General features: G+C 63.0%; 14 protein-coding genes and 1 tRNA gene. 5 read left to right on the top strand and 10 right to left on the bottom strand.

Annotation, left to right across the window (positions count from 1 at the left end; translation table 11 throughout):
• Nucleotides 1–58: 58 nt before the first annotated feature.
• The 4 genes from CMN55_RS08300 to tsaD all read right to left on the bottom strand — a co-directional run bounded on the left by CMN55_RS08300 (nucleotide 59) and on the right by tsaD (nucleotide 3,242).
• Nucleotides 59–346 carry a YciI family protein gene (locus CMN55_RS08300; protein WP_293949304.1) on the bottom strand — a complete coding sequence of 96 codons (288 nt, stop codon included), beginning with the start codon at nucleotides 344–346 and terminating at the stop codon, nucleotides 59–61.
• A gap of 24 nt (nucleotides 347–370) precedes the next feature.
• Complete coding sequence (locus CMN55_RS08295; RefSeq protein WP_293949302.1) at nucleotides 371–1,372, bottom strand: NAD(P)H-dependent glycerol-3-phosphate dehydrogenase; 1,002 nt, start codon at nucleotides 1,370–1,372, stop codon at nucleotides 371–373.
• A 104-nt stretch (nucleotides 1,373–1,476) separates the two neighbouring features.
• Nucleotides 1,477–2,154, bottom strand: a complete 678-nt coding sequence (gene rpiA, locus CMN55_RS08290; protein WP_293949300.1) for a ribose-5-phosphate isomerase RpiA — start codon at nucleotides 2,152–2,154, stop codon at nucleotides 1,477–1,479.
• 17 nt (nucleotides 2,155–2,171) lie between these two features.
• Entirely contained in the window at nucleotides 2,172–3,242 is a 1,071-nt protein-coding gene (gene tsaD, locus CMN55_RS08285; protein ID WP_293949298.1) for a tRNA (adenosine(37)-N6)-threonylcarbamoyltransferase complex transferase subunit TsaD, read from the bottom strand.
• Between the two features lie 68 nt (nucleotides 3,243–3,310).
• Between tsaD and hemC the strand changes: the two genes are divergently transcribed.
• From hemC to CMN55_RS08265, 4 genes are all read left to right on the top strand, one after another.
• Entirely contained in the window at nucleotides 3,311–4,252 is a 942-nt protein-coding gene (gene hemC / locus CMN55_RS08280) for a hydroxymethylbilane synthase (protein ID WP_293949296.1), read from the top strand.
• A gap of 11 nt (nucleotides 4,253–4,263) precedes the next feature.
• Nucleotides 4,264–6,411, top strand: coding sequence for a uroporphyrinogen-III synthase (locus CMN55_RS08275; protein ID WP_293949295.1), 2,148 nt, complete (start codon nucleotides 4,264–4,266; stop codon nucleotides 6,409–6,411).
• 10 nt (nucleotides 6,412–6,421) lie between these two features.
• The gene (locus CMN55_RS08270; protein WP_293949293.1) at nucleotides 6,422–7,777 is read left to right on the top strand and encodes a heme biosynthesis protein HemY; all 1,356 of its coding nucleotides are present in this window, start codon (nucleotides 6,422–6,424) and stop codon (nucleotides 7,775–7,777) included.
• 505 nt (nucleotides 7,778–8,282) lie between these two features.
• A tRNA-Thr gene (locus CMN55_RS08265) sits at nucleotides 8,283–8,358 on the top strand.
• Between the two features lie 67 nt (nucleotides 8,359–8,425).
• Here CMN55_RS08265 and atzF read toward each other — a convergent pair.
• Genes atzF through CMN55_RS08240 form a run of 5 tightly spaced genes read right to left on the bottom strand, consistent with a single transcriptional unit; the run spans nucleotide 8,426 to nucleotide 15,382 of the window.
• Nucleotides 8,426–10,201 carry an allophanate hydrolase gene (gene atzF, locus CMN55_RS08260; protein WP_293949291.1) on the bottom strand — a complete coding sequence of 592 codons (1,776 nt, stop codon included), beginning with the start codon at nucleotides 10,199–10,201 and terminating at the stop codon, nucleotides 8,426–8,428.
• Nucleotides 10,202–10,235: 34 nt separating this feature from the next.
• Nucleotides 10,236–11,864: a dipeptide ABC transporter ATP-binding protein gene (locus CMN55_RS08255; RefSeq protein ID WP_293949289.1), complete on the bottom strand. Its 1,629-nt coding sequence runs from the start codon at nucleotides 11,862–11,864 to the stop codon at nucleotides 10,236–10,238.
• Nucleotides 11,865–11,867: 3 nt separating this feature from the next.
• A complete protein-coding gene (locus tag CMN55_RS08250) occupies nucleotides 11,868–12,755 on the bottom strand; it encodes an ABC transporter permease (RefSeq protein ID WP_293949287.1) in 888 nt (295 codons plus the stop codon).
• On the bottom strand, nucleotides 12,752–13,777 hold the full coding sequence (locus CMN55_RS08245; RefSeq protein ID WP_293949286.1) for an ABC transporter permease: 1,026 nt from the start codon (nucleotides 13,775–13,777) through the stop codon (nucleotides 12,752–12,754). The genes CMN55_RS08250 and CMN55_RS08245 overlap by 4 nt, the downstream gene beginning before the upstream one ends.
• 3 nt (nucleotides 13,778–13,780) lie before the next feature.
• Nucleotides 13,781–15,382: an ABC transporter substrate-binding protein gene (locus CMN55_RS08240; protein WP_293949284.1), complete on the bottom strand. Its 1,602-nt coding sequence runs from the start codon at nucleotides 15,380–15,382 to the stop codon at nucleotides 13,781–13,783.
• 131 nt (nucleotides 15,383–15,513) lie between these two features.
• Between CMN55_RS08240 and CMN55_RS08235 the strand changes: the two genes are divergently transcribed.
• On the top strand, nucleotides 15,514–16,419 hold the full coding sequence (locus tag CMN55_RS08235; RefSeq protein WP_293949282.1) for a LysR family transcriptional regulator: 906 nt from the start codon (nucleotides 15,514–15,516) through the stop codon (nucleotides 16,417–16,419).
• Between the two features lie 30 nt (nucleotides 16,420–16,449).
• On the opposite strand, the gene CMN55_RS08230 is transcribed toward CMN55_RS08235, so the two are convergent.
• On the bottom strand, nucleotides 16,450–17,295 hold the full coding sequence (locus CMN55_RS08230; RefSeq protein ID WP_293949280.1) for a hypothetical protein: 846 nt from the start codon (nucleotides 17,293–17,295) through the stop codon (nucleotides 16,450–16,452).
• Nucleotides 17,296–17,316 lie beyond the last annotated feature (21 nt).

Raw genomic sequence — 17,316 nt, 5'->3', positions numbered from 1 at the left:
TATTTGAACGCCGTTAATACATCATAATCCGGGGGCAAAGGCAACATATGCCCGGACCTTAAAGCCCCTTGCCGACGGCATGTCGCCAGGGGCGGACAACCACCTTTTCGAACAGCCCCGCGCTCGCATAGGGGTCCTGTGCAACCCATGCTTTCGCGGCCTCAAGGTCCGTCTCTTCAAAGATCAGCAGGCTGCCGTTCGGCGTTTCGCTGTCATCGCCGAGTGTCGGCCCGCCAACTTTGAGCGCGTCTCCCTTCTCGGCAAGAAAGGCGAGATGCGCCGGTCGCGTCTCCAGACGGACGTGCAGATGATCGGGCTTGTCCGTGCAGCAGGCAATGAACAACATGGTTTTCTCCTTGTTTTTTAGGGATTAAAATCCGGCGAGCCGTTCATCGCGGAAGGGCCGCGCGAGCAGGTCTTCGACGGCGCTGGAAACCGCGACACCGCCGTTCAGGATTTCATTAACGGCAAAGCAGATGGGCATTTCGATATTGAACTTTTCCGCCAGCCGACAGATGGCGGAGGCCGTATAGACCCCTTCGGTGACGGCGCGGCGCTGCTGCAAAATCTCGCCCAGGATGTCGCCCTGACCGAGGGCCGCGCCGAGGGAGAAATTGCGCGAGGCCGGGGAGGAACAGGTCAGGACCAGATCGCCAAGGCCGGACAATCCCATCAGGGTTTCCGCCCGCGCGCCCAGCCGGTCGCCCAGCCGCAGAATCTCTGCCATGCCGCGAGTGATCAGCGCGGCGCGGGCGTTCTCGCCAAGCTTGCCGCCCGACACAACCCCGCAGGCAATGGCGAGAACATTTTTGACGGCGCCGCCGATCTGCGCCCCGATCACGTCATCCGTGAGATAGGGCCGAAAGGCGGGCAGGCCAATCGCTCTCACTAGGGCGGTTCCCATATCGCGATCCGCCACGGCGAGGGTGGCGGCGGCAGGCAGGCCCATGGCGATTTCGCGCGCAAAATTGGGGCCGGAGAGGATGGCCGCCGGGTTTTCCGGCGTGACCTCCTCCATTACTTCGCTCATCAATCGGCCGCTGTCCTGCTCGATCCCCTTGGCGCACATGACAAGGACGGTCTCGGGGGTAAGGAAAGGCTTCAGCGCGCCCAGCGTCTCGCGCACATGCTGCGCCGGGGCAACCAGCAGGAGGATATCGGCATCGGCGGCGCGGGCAAGATCGCTGCTGGCGACAATCCCGGAGGGAAGCGTAATGCCCGGAAGATATTTCGCATTGCTGCGCTCCCTATTGAGGGCATCGGCATGGTCGGCCTGCCGTGTCCAGAGCAGGACGTCATTGCCGCCCTTGCGCGCGACAATCGCGAGAGCCGTCCCCCAGGCGCCTGCGCCGATAACATGAACCTTCGTCATCCGTATTGCCCTGATCCGTCCCTGTGTCCGTCAGGTGTGATTAACATGTTCCGGCGACAATCAGAAGAGTTGAATGCTTTCCGCCGCCGGAACGGATTGGACTGTCAGACCTCAATGACTTCAACGCCGTCATTCGTTCCGATCAGGATAAGGTCGGCAAAGCCGATGAAAAGCCCGTGTTCCACCACGCCCGGCATGGTGCTGAGGGTGAGGGCAAGCCCCTCCGGATCGTCGATTTTGCCAAAGGCGCAGTCATAGATGTAGTTGCCCTCGTCGGTGACGAAGGGCGCCCCGTCCTTGCCCAGCCGCAGCGTCGGGGCGCCGCCAAGCGCGTCCAGCTTCGGTTTGAGGGCGGGCGCGGCGAAGCGGATCACCTCGACCGGCAGCTTGAACGCGCCAAGCTGGGGGACTTTCTTTTTCGCCTCGGCAATGACGATCATCCGGTCCGAGAGGGAGGCGACGATTTTTTCCCGCAGATGCGCGCCGCCGCCGCCCTTGATCAGGCGGCCTTCGGGGTCCACCTCATCGGTGCCGTCGATGGTGAGGTCAATGACACTGACTTCGTCCAGCCCGACAATGGGAATGCCGAGGGCGCGGGCCTGGGCGGCCGTTGCCTCCGACGTCGGAACGCCGGTAACATATAGTCCATGCGCGACCTTTTTCCCAAGCAGGTCAACCATCTTGGCGGCGCAGGAGCCTGTCCCAAGGCCGAGCACCATGCCATCTTCGATATAGTCAACCGCCTTCGCGGCGGCGGCCTGTTTCTGTTCGTCTTCGGTCATCTGGTTCTTCCTATAATTCAGGCTTTATATCCGGCGAAGGGCGCCGGTTCTGCATCGGGGTCAAGTGGCCAGCGCGCCTTCGCGGCCAAATCCAGCGGATCGCTATATCCCGCATTCAGCCGTTCCACCCCGGCCCAGGCGATCATCGCGCCGTTATCCGTACAAAGACGCGGCGGCGGCACGACAAGGCGGACGCCCCTTGCCTCCGAAAGGGCGGTGAGGGAGGTTTTCAGATACTGGTTCGCGGCAACGCCCCCGGCGACGACAAGGGCGCCTCCGGCTCCATGGCGTTCAGTGAAGATTTCCATCGCATGGGCCACCCGGTCCATCAGGCTGTCGACGGCGGCGGCCTGAAATCCGGCGGCAAGATCGGCGATATCCTGATCCGTCGCCATGTCCCCGAGCTTCTCCCGTGCCTGCCGCACCGCGGTCTTGAGACCGGAGAAGGAAAAATTGCATCCCTCCCGCCCTTTCATCGGCCGGGGGAAGGCAAATCGGGCCGCATCGCCCGCCTTTGCCGCCCGCTCCACGGCGGGGCCGCCCGGAAAGCCGAGGCCGAGCATCTTCGCGGTCTTATCGAAGGCCTCCCCAACGGCATCGTCAATGGTGGTGCCCAGGCGGCGGTAGCGCCCGACCCCCTCCACGATCAGCAATTGCGAATGCCCGCCGGAGACCAGTAGCAGCAGATAGGGAAAGTCGACATCATCGGTGAGGCGGGCGGTCAGGGCATGCCCTTCCAGATGATTGACGCCGATCAGCGGCACGCCCGCGACCGAGGCAATCGCCTTCGCCGTCATCAGCCCGACCAGCACCCCGCCGATCAGGCCCGGCCCGGCCGTTGCCGCGACGCCAGAAAGCTCGCCGTAGGACACCCCGGCCTCCGTCATGGCCTGATCAATCAGCCGGTCCATTTCCGTGACATGGGCACGCGCGGCAATCTCCGGCACCACGCCGCCGAAAGGGGCATGGGCGTCATTCTGCGAGCGCACGACATTGGCGAGAATCCGCTTGTCCCCCGTCACCACGGCGGCGGCGGTCTCATCGCAGCTACTCTCCAGCCCGAGGACTATCACTTGTCTGTTTGGCATTTGTTTTCTATGTACAGGGCAATACAGAATGTACAAGGCTCTCTCACTCTGACGGAATATCGCGCATCATGACCTTTGTCAAAACATACAAGATCGGCACGCGGGGCAGCCCGCTCGCCCGGGCGCAGGCCGAAGAAACCCGGATGCGGCTTCTGGCGGCGCATGGGGAGGCGCTGGATCCGGCGCAGCTTGAGGTCGTGGTGATCAAGACCACCGGCGATCGCATCCAGGACCGCGCGCTGAGCGAGGCGGGCGGCAAGGGGCTGTTCGTCAAGGAGATTGAGGAAGCCCTGATGGCGGGCAAGATTGATTTTGCCGTGCATTCCATGAAAGACATGGAAACGGCGCTGCCGCCGGGGCTGGTCATTGACTGCATCCTGCCCCGTGAAGATGCGCGCGACGCCTTTATCTCGGCGAGTGGCAAACGCCTTGCCGAGCTGCCCGCCGGGGCGCTGGTCGGCACGGCCAGCCTGCGGCGTCAGGCGCAGATTCTCAACCGGCGGCCCGATCTGCGGGTCGATATTTTCCGCGGCAGCGTGGAAACACGCTTGCGCAAGCTGGCGGAAGGGCAGGCGGATGCGACGCTGCTGGCCCTCGCCGGGCTGAAACGCCTTGGCAAGGAAGGGGTGATTTCGGAACTGCTCGGCGTTGACGATATGCTGCCCGCCGTGGCGCAAGGGGCCATCGGCATTGAACGGCGCGAAGGCGATGAGGAGGTTGCCGCGCTGCTCAGCCCCATCAATGATTCGGTCAGCCACGCCCGCATCTCCTGCGAACGCGCCATGCTCGCCGTGCTCGACGGCTCCTGCCGGACGCCCATCGCGGGCTATGCGGAGCTGGTGGAGGGCAGCAGCCTCTATTTCCGGGCCAGCCTGCTCGCCGAAGACGGCTCGATCCGCTTCGATGCCAACGGGCGCGCGGACATTGCGGAGGCCGTCAGGCTGGGCGAGGAAATCGGCGCGGAATTAAAGATGCGCGCCAGGGGTGCCAATCTGACATTTGGGCTGTAAACTGCCTGATCATGAAAATACTGATCACCAGACCCGAGCCTGACGCCAGCGCCCTTGCCGATATTCTCTCCGGCAGGGGGCATGAGCCGCGCCTCGCCCCGATGATGTTTATCGAAAACCTGCCGAACCGGACATTGGACACGGCGGGGGCGCAGGCGCTGCTGATCACCAGCGCCAATGGCGCGCGGGCGCTCGGCCGCCTCGCCGGTGATAAGAATATCCGCTGCTTTGCCGTCGGCCGCGCAACGGCGGAGGCGCTGCGCGCCGAAGGCTATGCGCATGTGACGGCCGCGGGCGGCGATGTGAATTCCCTTCGGGATGTGATCATTGATGCCGCAACGCCGGACGGGGGCCGCCTGATCCATGTCTCCGGGTCCGAGGTGGCGGGCGATCTGGTCGGCATGCTCACCGAGCAGGGCTTTGACTGCGAGCGGCTGGTCCTTTATGAGGCGCTGCCCGTCACGTCGCTCGATGCCAAAATCACCCGCGAGATCAAGGCGGGCAGCATTCCGGCCGTCCTGTTTTATTCGCCGCGCACGGCGGCCATTTTCACCGGCATCGTCACCGCGGCGGGCCTCGCGCCCTTCATGGAATCCATGACAGCCTATTGCCTGAGCGCGGCCATCGCCGACAAGATTTCCTCCCTGCGGTGGCAGGAGGTGAAAATCGCGACGGAACCCGATCAGGAAAAGCTGCTTGCCTTGCTGCCGCCAGTCGGCCAAGCTGGCAGGCAGGATGACAACCCCGACAGGTCAAGGGAGCAAGAGATGTCCGACAAGAAATCTGGCACCACTGAGGAAAGCGGCAAGACGGCCGTCCCCGCTGCCGGTACGGATAAGCAGGAAAAGGCGAAAACCACTGCACCGGGGGCCGCGACTGCCCCGGATCCCGCACCCAAATCCGATCCCGATCCCAAACCTAAACCCAAACCGGCAGAGGCACCGCAGGGGGAGACAAAATCCCGCGCCGGACTGATTGCGGCAGCGCTGATTGTGCTGTTCTTCATTGGCCTCGCGGCCTGGCCGCTCCTCTATCCGGTTGTCGAACCCTATCTTCCGCAGCGGACCGCAGAGATTATTTCCGGCCGCTTGGGTCAGGCCCCGGCCGCTGATGCGACGGGCATGACGGACGCGACCGCAGCCATTGAGGCGGTGCGGGAAAATCTAAAGGCCGACTATGCGGCGCTGACGGACCGACTGGCCGCATTGGAAGATCAGGTGAAATCCCAGCAGAGCGCAAGTGGCGCTCCGGATGGCAACGGCGCCAATGCCGCCGATACGGAGGCGTTGAAAGGCGAGATTGCCTCCCTTTCCGCCCGCCTGGAAGAGCAGCAGCAGGCCCTTGCCGCGGCGACAGAGCAGGTCAAAGCCCAGCAGGACAGCATCGTCAAGCTGGAAACGGCGGAGCCGGTCGCCCCGGGGCCGAGCCCGGAAGTGGCGGGCGAGATTGTCGATCTCAAGACGAGCCTTCTCGATCTGAAATCGGAACTGGGCAATCTTAAAACAGAGCTGACCGCAGAACGCGACACGGTGAAATCGCAGGCCGGGCAGATTGCGGCGCTGGAAGGGGCGCTGAAATCCGAAATTGACTCCAAGGCGAGCCGGGCCGAGGAAAGTCGCCGTACGTTGATGCTGCTGGCCGTCGGGCAATTGCAGCGGGAGACGCGCAGCAGCAATCCTTTCGATGGCAGCATGAAGCAGGTATCGGCGGTGGCGGATGGCAAGTTCGCCGATCTGATCGGCACGCTGCAACCCATTGCGGCCGATGGCGCGCCGACGGTGGCGACGCTGCGTCAGGAATTTGGCAGTATCGCAAGCGATATCACGCAGACCGCGCGCCTGCCGTCTGACGAGACCTGGTATGGCAAGGCGCTGCACCGCATCGCCTCCGCCATCCGTTTCCGCCGGGTGGATGACAATGACAGTGCCGATGTGGATGCGGTTGTCGCGCGGGCCGAGCGAAACCTGGCCGATAGCAATCTGGCGGGCGCGGTGGCCGAGGTGGAAAGCCTGCAGGGCGCGGCGGCCGAAGTGGCGGCGCCCTGGCTTGAAAAAGCGAAGCGCCGCCTTGCCGTTGAAGGCGCGATTACCGGGTTGTTGCAGGCCGTAACGGCCAGCGCGGCGACGGCTCCGGCGGCAACGCCCCCGGCGGCAAACTAGAGAGGGTGTCATGATCCGCATTCTTTTCATATTTGCCCTGGTTGTCCTGATTGCGCTTGGCGCGGTCTGGCTGTCCGATCATCCGGGGGATGTCCGCCTTACATGGGGCGGATATATCGTTGAAACCTCGGTCATTGTGGTGGGTCTGCTGGCGCTGGTCTTTGCGGCGCTCGTCGCGCTTCTTTATCGTTTCTGGATCTGGCTGAAGCACAGTCCGGGGCGGATCGGCGATGTCTTTTCCGAACGCCGCCGCAACAAGGGGCTGGAAGCCATTTCCAGCGGCATGGTCGCCATTGCCGCAGGTGATGCGGATGAGGCGCGCCGACAGGCCGTGGCGGCGGAAAAGCATCTTTCCGGGGAGCCGATGACGCTGTTGCTCGCCGCGCAGGCGGCGGAGCTGAACGCCGATGAACGGGCGGCCAATATCTATTATGACCGCATGATGCAGCGGCGGGATACGGAATTTCTCGGGCTGCGCGGGCTGATCAACCGCGCCATTCGCGACGGTGATCTTGAAAAGGCGCGGAGCCTCGCAAAGCGGGCGGAGGAATTGCGCCCCGGCACCGAATGGGTCCAGAAAGACCTGTATGAACTGGCGCTCAAGATGCGCGACTGGGACGAGGCGGACCGGCTGCTCGCCAAAATGGCGCGCGGCAAGGCGGCGAAAAGCGACGCGGTGCGCCGGGCGAAGGCCGTGATTACCTATGAACGGGCGCTGGCGACGCAAAAGCTGAAAGGCGATGCGGAAGCCCTTCCGCTGGCCGAGCAGGCGCATGCGCTGGACCCGAGCTTTGTTCCGGCGGCCGTGCTCGATATGAAGCTGGCGGCGGAGGTGCAGGGAAATTCACGCAAGTTGCGCAAGCTTGTGGCGGAAACCTGGAAACATGCGCCGCATCAGGACCTTGCCGAAGCCATCCGGCACAGCGTCGCGGGCGAGCAGCCGGCGGATTGGCTGCGGCGGGCCACGGAAACCGTCGCCCCCGGCAACCCCGATCATAAGGAAACCCATCTAATGCTGGGCCGGGCGGCCCTGGCCTCACGCGATTGGGGTCTGGCGCGGGAGCATTTGCTGAAGGCGGGCGGGGACAATCCCACCGCCGGAATTCTCCGCCTGCTGGCGGAGCTGGAGGAAAAGGCCAACGCCGATGCCTTCGCGGCGCGGGAATGGATTGTGAAAAGCAGCGTCGCCCCGCAGGACCCCCTCTGGATCTGTAATTCCTGCGGCCGTCAGGAGGAGGATTGGCACGCCCACTGCCCGGCCTGTGACAGCTTCGACAGCTTCGAATGGCGGACGGTGGATCGCGGGACGCACTCTCCGGATGTGATCGAGGCGGAAATCGTCCGGGAAATTTCAGCGAGCACCTAAGGCACGGCGATCCGCGGGTTATCCCCGTCGCCGCGGCTCCCGTCATCGCCGCGCCCGCGCCGGCGAATGCGTATTTTTCTGGACTTATGATCGTATATGGCGTATAATATACGCGTCGGACAGAGGGCTGAACGCCCCGCCGTTTCAACATTCCATAACAACAGCATCAAGGATAGCAGGCGACTTTGGTTGCCGCGGTATTAAGGTCCGCTCTTTTCGCGCCAACGGAAAGGGAGAGAGCGTTTTCAGCCAGAAGACGGACCGGCAGCATGTCTGCCCCCGCCTGTCAAGGAACAGGCAACGCGGCATTTTATCCATTCCAGCGGTCAGGAGGGAAGCGACCCGGACATAAACTTTTCACATCTCCGGCCATGCGGGCCTTCGTTGCGACGCAGGATCGGCGCCACCGTTCCGCATGCTCTGCCGCGTGTAAAATGCAAGGGAAGCGAGGAAACGCTTGCTTCTCTTTTGCGGGCGGATTATATGTTGCCGCGAAACGCGATAAGCCGCTGTAGCTCAGTTGGTAGAGCACCGCATTCGTAATGCGTAGGTCGCCTGTTCGAGTCAGGCCAGCGGCACCATTCCCCTGTTTTTGACCGATCGGTAATCAGGCCGCCGCAACATGCAGGCCGGTTTCTGATCCCCTGTTCATGCGCCGCGGGACATATGTTGGCTGAGATAGCTGCGCCAGTCGCCGAGGGGACTGATATCCTCCGCGCCGTCGAGGCCGCCCGCCTCGCAGATGAAACCTTTGACCGTGCCGCCATCGTCGAGATGGATCGTCCCGATGCCGAGAGGGGCGGGAATGCCGTCGATGAAGTCTCCGAAATATGCGCGCGGCAGGGCCCATATCTCAACGCTGATGGCGGCGCCACCGTCTTTTTCCAGCACGAGGCCGGGCCGTTTGGGCGGGCCGCCGGCAAGGGCATGAAAACTGTAACGCGGCGCGGTCCGGCAGCGGCGCAGGAAGCGGGCATTGCGGCTGGTCAGTTCCCCATTCAGCGGCAGGCCCGACATATGCGCCCCGCAGACGGCAAGGGCGATTTCATCCTCCTGCACATCGGTCACGGGCTGGCTTCCTGAACTTTGGCCGAAATTCCCTTCGATCCGACCGGCGAGGGCGGCGCAGAGGGCATCGCGGCCTTTCCCGGCAATCAGTGTCACGCTGCCCGGGCGGTGGTCGGCGCGCGGAGGCGTGGGCACGGTGATCGCGCATAGATCGAGAAGATTGACGAAATTCGTATAGGTGCCAAGCTTCGAATTGGCGGCGATGGGCTCGGCCTCGACCTCCTTGACGGTTACAAATGTCGGAATGCTGGGCACGCACAGCAGGTCGATATCGGCCATGAGATCGCGGCAGCGCCGTTCCAGCGCGCGCAATTGATAGATATCGCGGAAGGCATCGGCCGCTGTGAGTTTCAGGCCGGGTTCCAGAACGGCGCGCAAGGCGGGATGCAGGGTGTCGGGGGCGGTTGTGAGACGGTCGCCAATGGCGGCGATGCGCCCCGCCACCCACGCCCCGTTATAGAGGAGCCGCGCAACCTCATAGAAAGGCGAGAAATCCATCTCGGAAATGATGGCGCCGTTCACCTTCAGCATGGCCAGCGTCTTGCGGAAGCTGTCCTTCTGGATCGTGTCGCCGAAGGTTTCCAGGCTCGCCGCGTCCGGAACGCCGATGCGCAGCACCGGCGGCACGCCGCACAGGCGCGGGGCGGGCAGTGGCCGGGAATAGGCATCCTCCGGATCGAAGGCCGCCGCCGCATCGAAGACGGCCCAGGCATCGGCGACCGAATGGGCGAAAACCGACACGGTATCGAGCGACCGGCAGGCCGGAACCACGCCGCTGGTCGAAAGGGCGCCAAGGGTCGGTTTGAGGCCGACAATATTGTTAAGCGCCGCGGGCACCCGGCCCGAACCGGCGGTATCTGTACCGAGGGCGAATGCGACGATCCCTTGCGCCACCGCAACGGCGGAGCCGGAGGAGGAGCCCCCCGGCACGATGTCCGGATCAACGGCGTTTCGGGGCGCGGGATAGGGCGTGCGCACCCCCACCAGACCGGTGGCGAACTGGTCAAGATTGGTCTTGCCGATACAGATGGCCCCGGCGGCTTTCAGGCGCGCGACGGCGAAGGCATCCTGATCGGGGGTATAGGCAAAATCGGGACAGGCGGCGGTGGTCGGCATGCCCGCAACGTCGATATTGTCCTTCACGGCAAAGGGAATACCCCACAGGGGCCGCCCGTCATAATCGCCGAGGGCTTTCGCCGCCTTGAGCGCCGCCTCCCGGTCGGTATGGATGAAAATGCCGGGGTCATCCACGGCCTCAAGCCGCCGGAAGACGTCGGCAATAACGGTTTCGGGCCGCAATCCGGTGCGGTAGGCCTGGCGCAGCTTGTCGATCTGGTCGGGTATATTGGCAATCATAGTCATGGGTCTTCGTCTTTACACTTGGGGATATTCAGGCAATCGAGCGTTGTGGCGCCTGTGGCGCGGCCGATAACAGCTCGCGGGTATAGGGATCGGACGGGGCGTCCATCACGTCGCTGACCGAACCCGCCTCCACAATCGCGCCGCCCTTCATGACAACCACCTTGTCGCACAGCAGGCGGACAACGTTGAGATCATGGCTGACGAACAGGTAACTCATGCCGAGCCGGGCCCGCAAATCGCAGAGCAGGTTGAGGACGAGCGCCTGGATGGACACATCAAGCGCGGCCGTCGGCTCATCGAGGATCAGCAGATCCGGATCGGGGGCGATGGCGCGGGCAATGCCGACGCGCGCCTTCTGCCCGCCGGAAAGCTGATGCGGAAAGCGATCCAGCAGATGCGTGGGCAGCCCGGTAAGCGTGGCGAGTTCCTCAACGCGGGCGCGGAGTTTGTCGCCGCGCAGTTTCGACATGCGCAGCAGCGGTTCCGCAATGGATTGCCGGGCCGTATGGCGCGGGTTGAGGCTGTCCGTCGCATCCTGAAACACCATCTGGATTTTCGACCGCAGGGGGTGATGGGCAAACTGCAACGCCGGAAGGGTCGCCAGATCCTCCCCCCGGTAGAGAATCTGGCCGGAGCTGGCCTCAAGCAGCCGCACGATCATGGCGGAGGTGGTCGATTTGCCGCAGCCCGATTCGCCGACCAGCCCGACACTTTCCCCCTCGCGGATGGTGAAGCTGATGCCTTTGACGGCATGCACCGGGCCGGATTTGCCCATATAGGTTTTCTTGAGGTTGATCACGTCGAGCAATGGGTCATTGCCGATTGTGCGGGGCGGTTCGGGGGTTCGCTGGTCTTCAGGCAGCAGCGAGCGGATGCGGACGCCCCGGCGCGGCGTCGCCTCCACCAGGCGGTTGGTATAGGGATGCTGCGGATTGGTGAAGAGGGCGACGGGATCGCCTTCTTCCACGATCAGCCCGTCCTTCATCACGACGATGCGGTCGCAATATTGGGACGCCAGCCCGAGATCATGGGTGATCAGGATCGACGACATGCCGCGCGCCCGGACCAGATCATCGACCAGATCCATCACCGTTTTCTGCGTCGTGATGTCAAGGCCGGTGGTCGGTTCGTCGGCGATCAGCAGTTTCGGATTGCAGGCGAGCGCGATGGCGATGACGATGCGCTGGCACATGCCGCCGGAGAGTTCAAAGGGATAGGCCTCATAGCGGGCGGCGGCGTCATTGATGCGAACGGCCTCCAGCGCCGCAATGGCTTTTTCCTTCGCATTGGCGGCGGTCGCCTGAGCGTGCTGCCGCAACACATCCTCGATCTGATGGCCGACCTTGCGGATGGGGTTGAGGGCGGCGCGCGGGTTCTGGAAAATCATCGAGATTTCCCGTCCGCGAATGTCCTTCATGGCGGATTCGCTGGCGCGGCGGAGGTCGATCCCGCTGTAGACGGCTTCGCCTGCGGCAATCCGCCCCCCGGCATCGAGAATGCGCATCAGCGCGTAGGAGGTGACGGACTTGCCTGATCCGCTTTCCCCGACAATGCCGAGCCGCTCCCCCTTGGCGAGATCGAAGCTGATCCCCTTGACGGCGTTGACATCGCCCCGGCGGGTGCGGAAGGAGACATTGAGGTCATGGATCGAGAGCATGGTTCAGGTCCTCCGGCGGGGATCAACGATGTCGCGCAGGCCGTCGCCCATCAGGTTGAAGGTAAAAACGGCGAGCAGCAGCCACAGGCCGGGAAACAGCGCCATCCACCATTCGCCCGAGATGATGTAGTTGGCGCCTTCCGCCACCATGATGCCCCATTCCGGCGTCGGCGGCTTGACGCCAAGACCGATGAAGCTGAGCCCCGCCGCATTGAGAATGGCCCAGCCGAGATTGAGCGACACCTGCACCATCATGGGCGGCAGGGAGTTGGGGAAAATATGCAGGGCGAGGACGCGCAAGTCGGAATTGCCGGCCAGCTTGGCGGCGAGGGTGAAGCCCGCCTCGCGGCGGATGCTGACCTCGGCCCGGACCAGCCGCGCATAGAAGGGGATGTTGATGATGGCCGTTGCGATAATGATATTGGTGACGGAATTGCCCATCGCGGCGACAATTCCCATGGCCAGCACGAACAGCGGAAAGGCCATGATGGTGTCAAGGACGCGGTTCAGAACACTATCGATCCAGCCGCCCCGATAGCCGGATATGGCGCCGAGGATAGAGCCGATGACGAAGGAAATCGCCACCGCCAGGACCGAGATGATCAGATCGAGCCGGGTGGCGACAATCACCCGGCTGAAGACATCGCGGCCAAGGTTGTCAGTGCCGAAAGGATGCGCGAGGCTCGGCGCTTGCAAAGCAATGGCGGAGTTGGTGGCGAGCGGATCATACGGCACCACATAGGGGCCGATCAGCGCCGACAGGATGAAAAAGGCGAACATCACGAAAGAGGCCGCCGTCACCGGATTTTCCCGGCACACATACAGCATATGCGCCGCCATGGCGTGGCGGGCGGCGGGCGTGGCGGGCGCTGTCGATGTCTGGTCTGTCATTTGGCGTCGGCTCCAAATCGGGGGTCGATGATCGAATAGGCGAGGTCAATCACCAGGTTGAGAACAACGAACAGCAGCGCCATGGCGAGGACGAAGCCCTGCACGGCGGCATAGTCGGACACCACCAGCGCCTCCACCGCGTAAGAGCCGATGCCGGGCCAGGCGAAGACTTTCTCCACCAGCACATTGGCGCCGAGCACGAAGGAAAACACCATGCCGAGCGTGGTCACGACCGGCAGCAGGGCATTGCGAAAGGCATAGCCATAGAGGATCTTGCCGCGATTAAGCCCCGCCGCGCGGGCGGTGCGGATATAATCGGCGCCGAGCGCCGACAGCATGGCGGTGCGGGTCATGCGGGCAATGGGCGCGAGGGTGAAGAGCGCCAGCGTGGCCGCCGGCAGGATCAGCTGGCGCAGCGCGCCCATGAAGGTTGCCGGATCACCGTCAAGCAGGGAATCGATCAGGAAGAAGCCCGTGACATGGGGCGGATCGAGATAGATGAAGTCCAGCCGCCCGAGGGGGGAGGGTGCAATGCCGAGCAGATAATAGAAGACATAGATCAGCACAAGGCCGGTGAAAAAGGTCGGCAGCGAGACGCCCGCCGTCACCAGCAGGCGGCAGAGCTGATCCACCCAGCTTCCCGGCCGGGTCGCGGCGAGGATGCCAAGGGGGATGGCAATGGCGCAGGACAGGATCAGCGCCACCAGCGTGAGTTCGAGCGAGGCGGGCAGGCGGGCGGCCAGCTCCTGGATAACCGGCCTGCCTGTCGAGACCGACTGGCCGAGATCGCCTTGCAGCAATTGCCCCACATAGATGATGAACTGTTCGGGCAGCGGTTTGTCGAGCCCGAGGGACTGGCGAACCTGTTCAATGGATTCGGGCGTGGCGGCGGCCCCGGCGAACTGCACGGCCGGATCCCCCGGCAGGGCGCGCGTCAGCAGAAAACTGATGACGATCACCCCGATGACGACAGGGATGGCCTGCGCAATACGCAAGGATATGGCCGCGCCGCGCCCGTTCATGGCTCAGGCCTCCGTCGCGCCGAGGCTACGCAGATCGAGCTGGCGATGGAACCAGAACTCATACCCGCCCGAGCCGTTGACCGCGACATTGAGCGCGGGCTGATAGAGCGGAATACGCGGTAGATCCTCGAACGCGATCTCGAACATGCGCTTGATCTTGGGGAGATACTGCGGATCATCCTGCGCCATGGGCAGGGTTTCCTCCGTCAGCTTCGCCACCTCGTCATTATGATAGTTGGAGGAGTTGAAGAGATTCCCCTTCAGATAGGCCCAGAAGTAATAATAGTCGGGCGTATCCAGCCAGCCGCCGAAATTCTCCAGATGGAAGGGCAGCTTCTTCTCGACGAGGACCGCCGTCCGCCAGTTGGCGCCGGGGATCTTCTCGATCTCCGTCTTGATGCCGATCTTGCCGACGGCTTCCTGGATGAGCAGCGCCGTCGGCTCCATCCAGGTGGCGAGGTCCGTACTGATGGAGAGCGGCACCTCAAAGCCGTTCGCGAAGCCTGAGGCGGCCATCAGTTCTCTCGCCTTGTCGAGATCGGTGAAATAGGGGGATTTGCGCGGCCAGACGGTATCTTCAATCGGCTCCGTCGCGCCCCACAGCGGCGCGCCGCGGCCATAGGCGGCGGATTTGAAAATCTCTTCATAGGGAATGGCGTAGGCGATGGCCTTGCGCACATTGGCGTCCTGAAACGGCTCGAAGTTGAAATTCAGCCCGACAACATGGATCGTGTTGGCGATCGGCGTGGAGTGAACGGTCATCTTGCTGGCCAGTTCCGCCGCGTCCTTATCCGGAATATCGAAAGAAATCTGAACGTCGCCCCGCTCAATCAGCGCGCGGCGGGTGGCCGGGCTCGGCACTTCGCGCTGGATGATCCGCTTGACCTTGGGGAGCGGCCCGCCTACCCAGCCATCGAACCGTTCGAACACGATCTGCTGACCGGAATCCCAGCGCGCGACCTTGTAGGCGCCGGAGCCTGCGGGCGTGGTGTGCAGATATTCGGTTGCCCATGGATCCTCCGCCGTGGCATTTGCCTTGGCGACTTCGGAATTGATGACGAAGGGAACGGGAACCGCAAGATCGGGCAGCGACAGCTTGGACGGCTTATCGAGCTTCACAAGGAAGGTTTCCGCGTCAATCGCTTCGAACTGGTCGGGGCGGCTGAACCCGCCCGCCCGCATCTGCGTGGTGGGGAAACCGCCGACGGTAACGGCGCGATCGAAGGACCATTTGACATCGGCCGCGGTGACTTTGCGCCCGTCCCAGAAAACGGCATCGGGTTTCAGCTTGAAGGTGATGGCAAGGCCATCGTCGGAGATGGTCCAGCTTTCCGCCAGCTCCGGCTCGATCTTCGAATAATCGAAGGAGACATCGCCATTCTCCAGCGTCTTGGTGCCGAAGGTGACCAGCCGGTCATAGCAGTTGATGGCGATCTGATAGCTCGGCCGGTTGGTACCGGTGCGGTGCAGATCGAGGCTGTTGATGGTCTGCCCCGTGGCGACGACGATCTGATCGGCAGGTGCCGCGATGGCCGCAAAGCTGCGGGCAAATGGGACCGCGCTGAGGACAGCCGTTCCGGCCTGGAGAAATTGACGCCTGTTCATAGTCATGTTGTGCCCTTTCGCAACGTGAATTCAATTGCAGGCCAGCATAGGATGTTTTACGGTACATAAAACTGCTAAGATTTCAGCAATCCGGTTCAAAAAATGCACCGCGCAACAAGAAGTCGATATTTATGAGACACTTACTGACCTTTCAGCTTATCGAAGCGGTGGCGCGGGCGGGCTCTATACGGCGCGCGGCGGAGGATATGAACCTCACGGCCTCGGCACTCACCCGGCGGATTATCCGCTTTGAGGAGGATTTCGGCGCGGCGATCTTCGAACGCGTCCCGGGCGGGGTGCGGCTCAACCCGGCGGGGGAGTTGCTGCTGCATCATTACCGGGTGATGCAGTCGGATCTGTCGCGGGTGCAGGGGCAGGTGGCGGATCTTTCCGGTGTGCGGCGCGGGCATGTGTCGATTGCCTGTTCGCAGGCGCTGCTGCCCTATTTCCTGCCGCAGCAGATTGCCGAATACCGGGCCGAGCATCCGGGGGTCAGCTTTGCGGTCAATGTCCGCGACCGGACCGAGGCGGAACAGGAGCTCGCCAGCTATTCCAGTGATCTGGCGCTGGTGTTCGAGCCGCTCTATCTCGTTGATTTCGAGGTTATCCAGATTGTGCCGCAGCCCGTCTGCGCCATACTGCAGGCGGGGCATCCGCTGGCGCAGAAAAAGGAAATCCGCCTGCGCGACTGCCTTGAATGGCCGCATATCGCCCCCACGGCGGAATATGGCGTGCGCTATCTGCTGGATAATGCGGCCCGGCGCAATTTGCGGAAATTGACGCCGGTGGTCGAAACGGAGAGCTTCGAGCTGATCCGCCACTATGTGCGGCATGAAAATGTGATCGGCTTTCAGATTCCCATCGGCCTTCGGGATCAGGCGGGGGATGGCCTGGTATTTCGGAAAATATCGGATAAGGATCTTCAGCCGGGGAATCTGATTCTCGGGCAAAAACGCGGACGCACCCTGCCCGTGGCCTCAGCGCGTTTCGCCGTGCAGATTGCCACGGCGCTGGAGGGCTTCGCCTATCCGGAATAACCGGCCGGGCGCCGGATCAGGGCTTTGCTGTCAGTCGGTTTTGCCGGTCACCTGGACAATATCATCGAGCAGGCGGCGGGCGCAGTCTTCGGTCAGGCCGCCGGCAAGGGGAAGGGCGTCCATCCCGTCTTCCCGGTGGGCGCGGATCATGAAATTGCGCGCCGCCATCCGCCCCGTGAGCCCGTGGTCTGACACAACCGCGTCGGCGATCCCCTCTTCGCGTCCTCGAATCGGTTCGGATGTTTCCTCAATCCCGGTGATGCAGATCATGTCAAAACCGGAAATATCCTCGAAAGACAGGCGCATATCCTCGGTCTCGACCGCATGGGGCGTAATGGCAATGACGGCGGGTTTGCGATATCGCGCGCCCGGAAGGATACAGCAGAGCGTGACGACAATCGCGATCAGCAGGATGGTAAAACCCACCAGAGAATAAAGCGAGGCCCAATTGGAGCCCGCTTCCTGACCAAGGGCGAGAAAGGAAATCAGCAAGTAGCAGCTCGCGCCCGTGACCAGCGGGAACAGCAGCGTCACCAGCGATATCCGGGTCGGGGTGGTATGATAAATCTGCAGGCGGCCTTCCGTCTCTTCGCGGCGATAGCTGGCCTTCCCCCGGTGCTTGATGGTCTTGACAATATTGATGCCGCCAAAGGCGTAAAAAATAACCGCCGCCACGAGGAGCGTGAACAGCAGCAGCGGCAGGGCCTTGCCGCCGCCCCGCGCCACCTGCCCGAGCGTGCCATCGGGAAAAAACAGGGCGAAGATGAGAATGGCGAGCAGGATCAGGGACGCCGCCATCAGGGCGAGATTGAGCCAGATCGGCCGGAGCTTCCTAAGGGTTGTGTTCTTGCCTGCCACGGCTTCGGAACCGGTCACAGTTTCTTCCCGCAAATTGAT

It is taken from the genome of Sneathiella sp., assembly GCF_002694385.1.
Lineage (GTDB): Bacteria > Pseudomonadota > Alphaproteobacteria > Sneathiellales > Sneathiellaceae > Sneathiella.
Note: the sequence above shows the minus strand (reverse complement) of the source record. Positions and strands in the feature narration are given on the sequence as shown.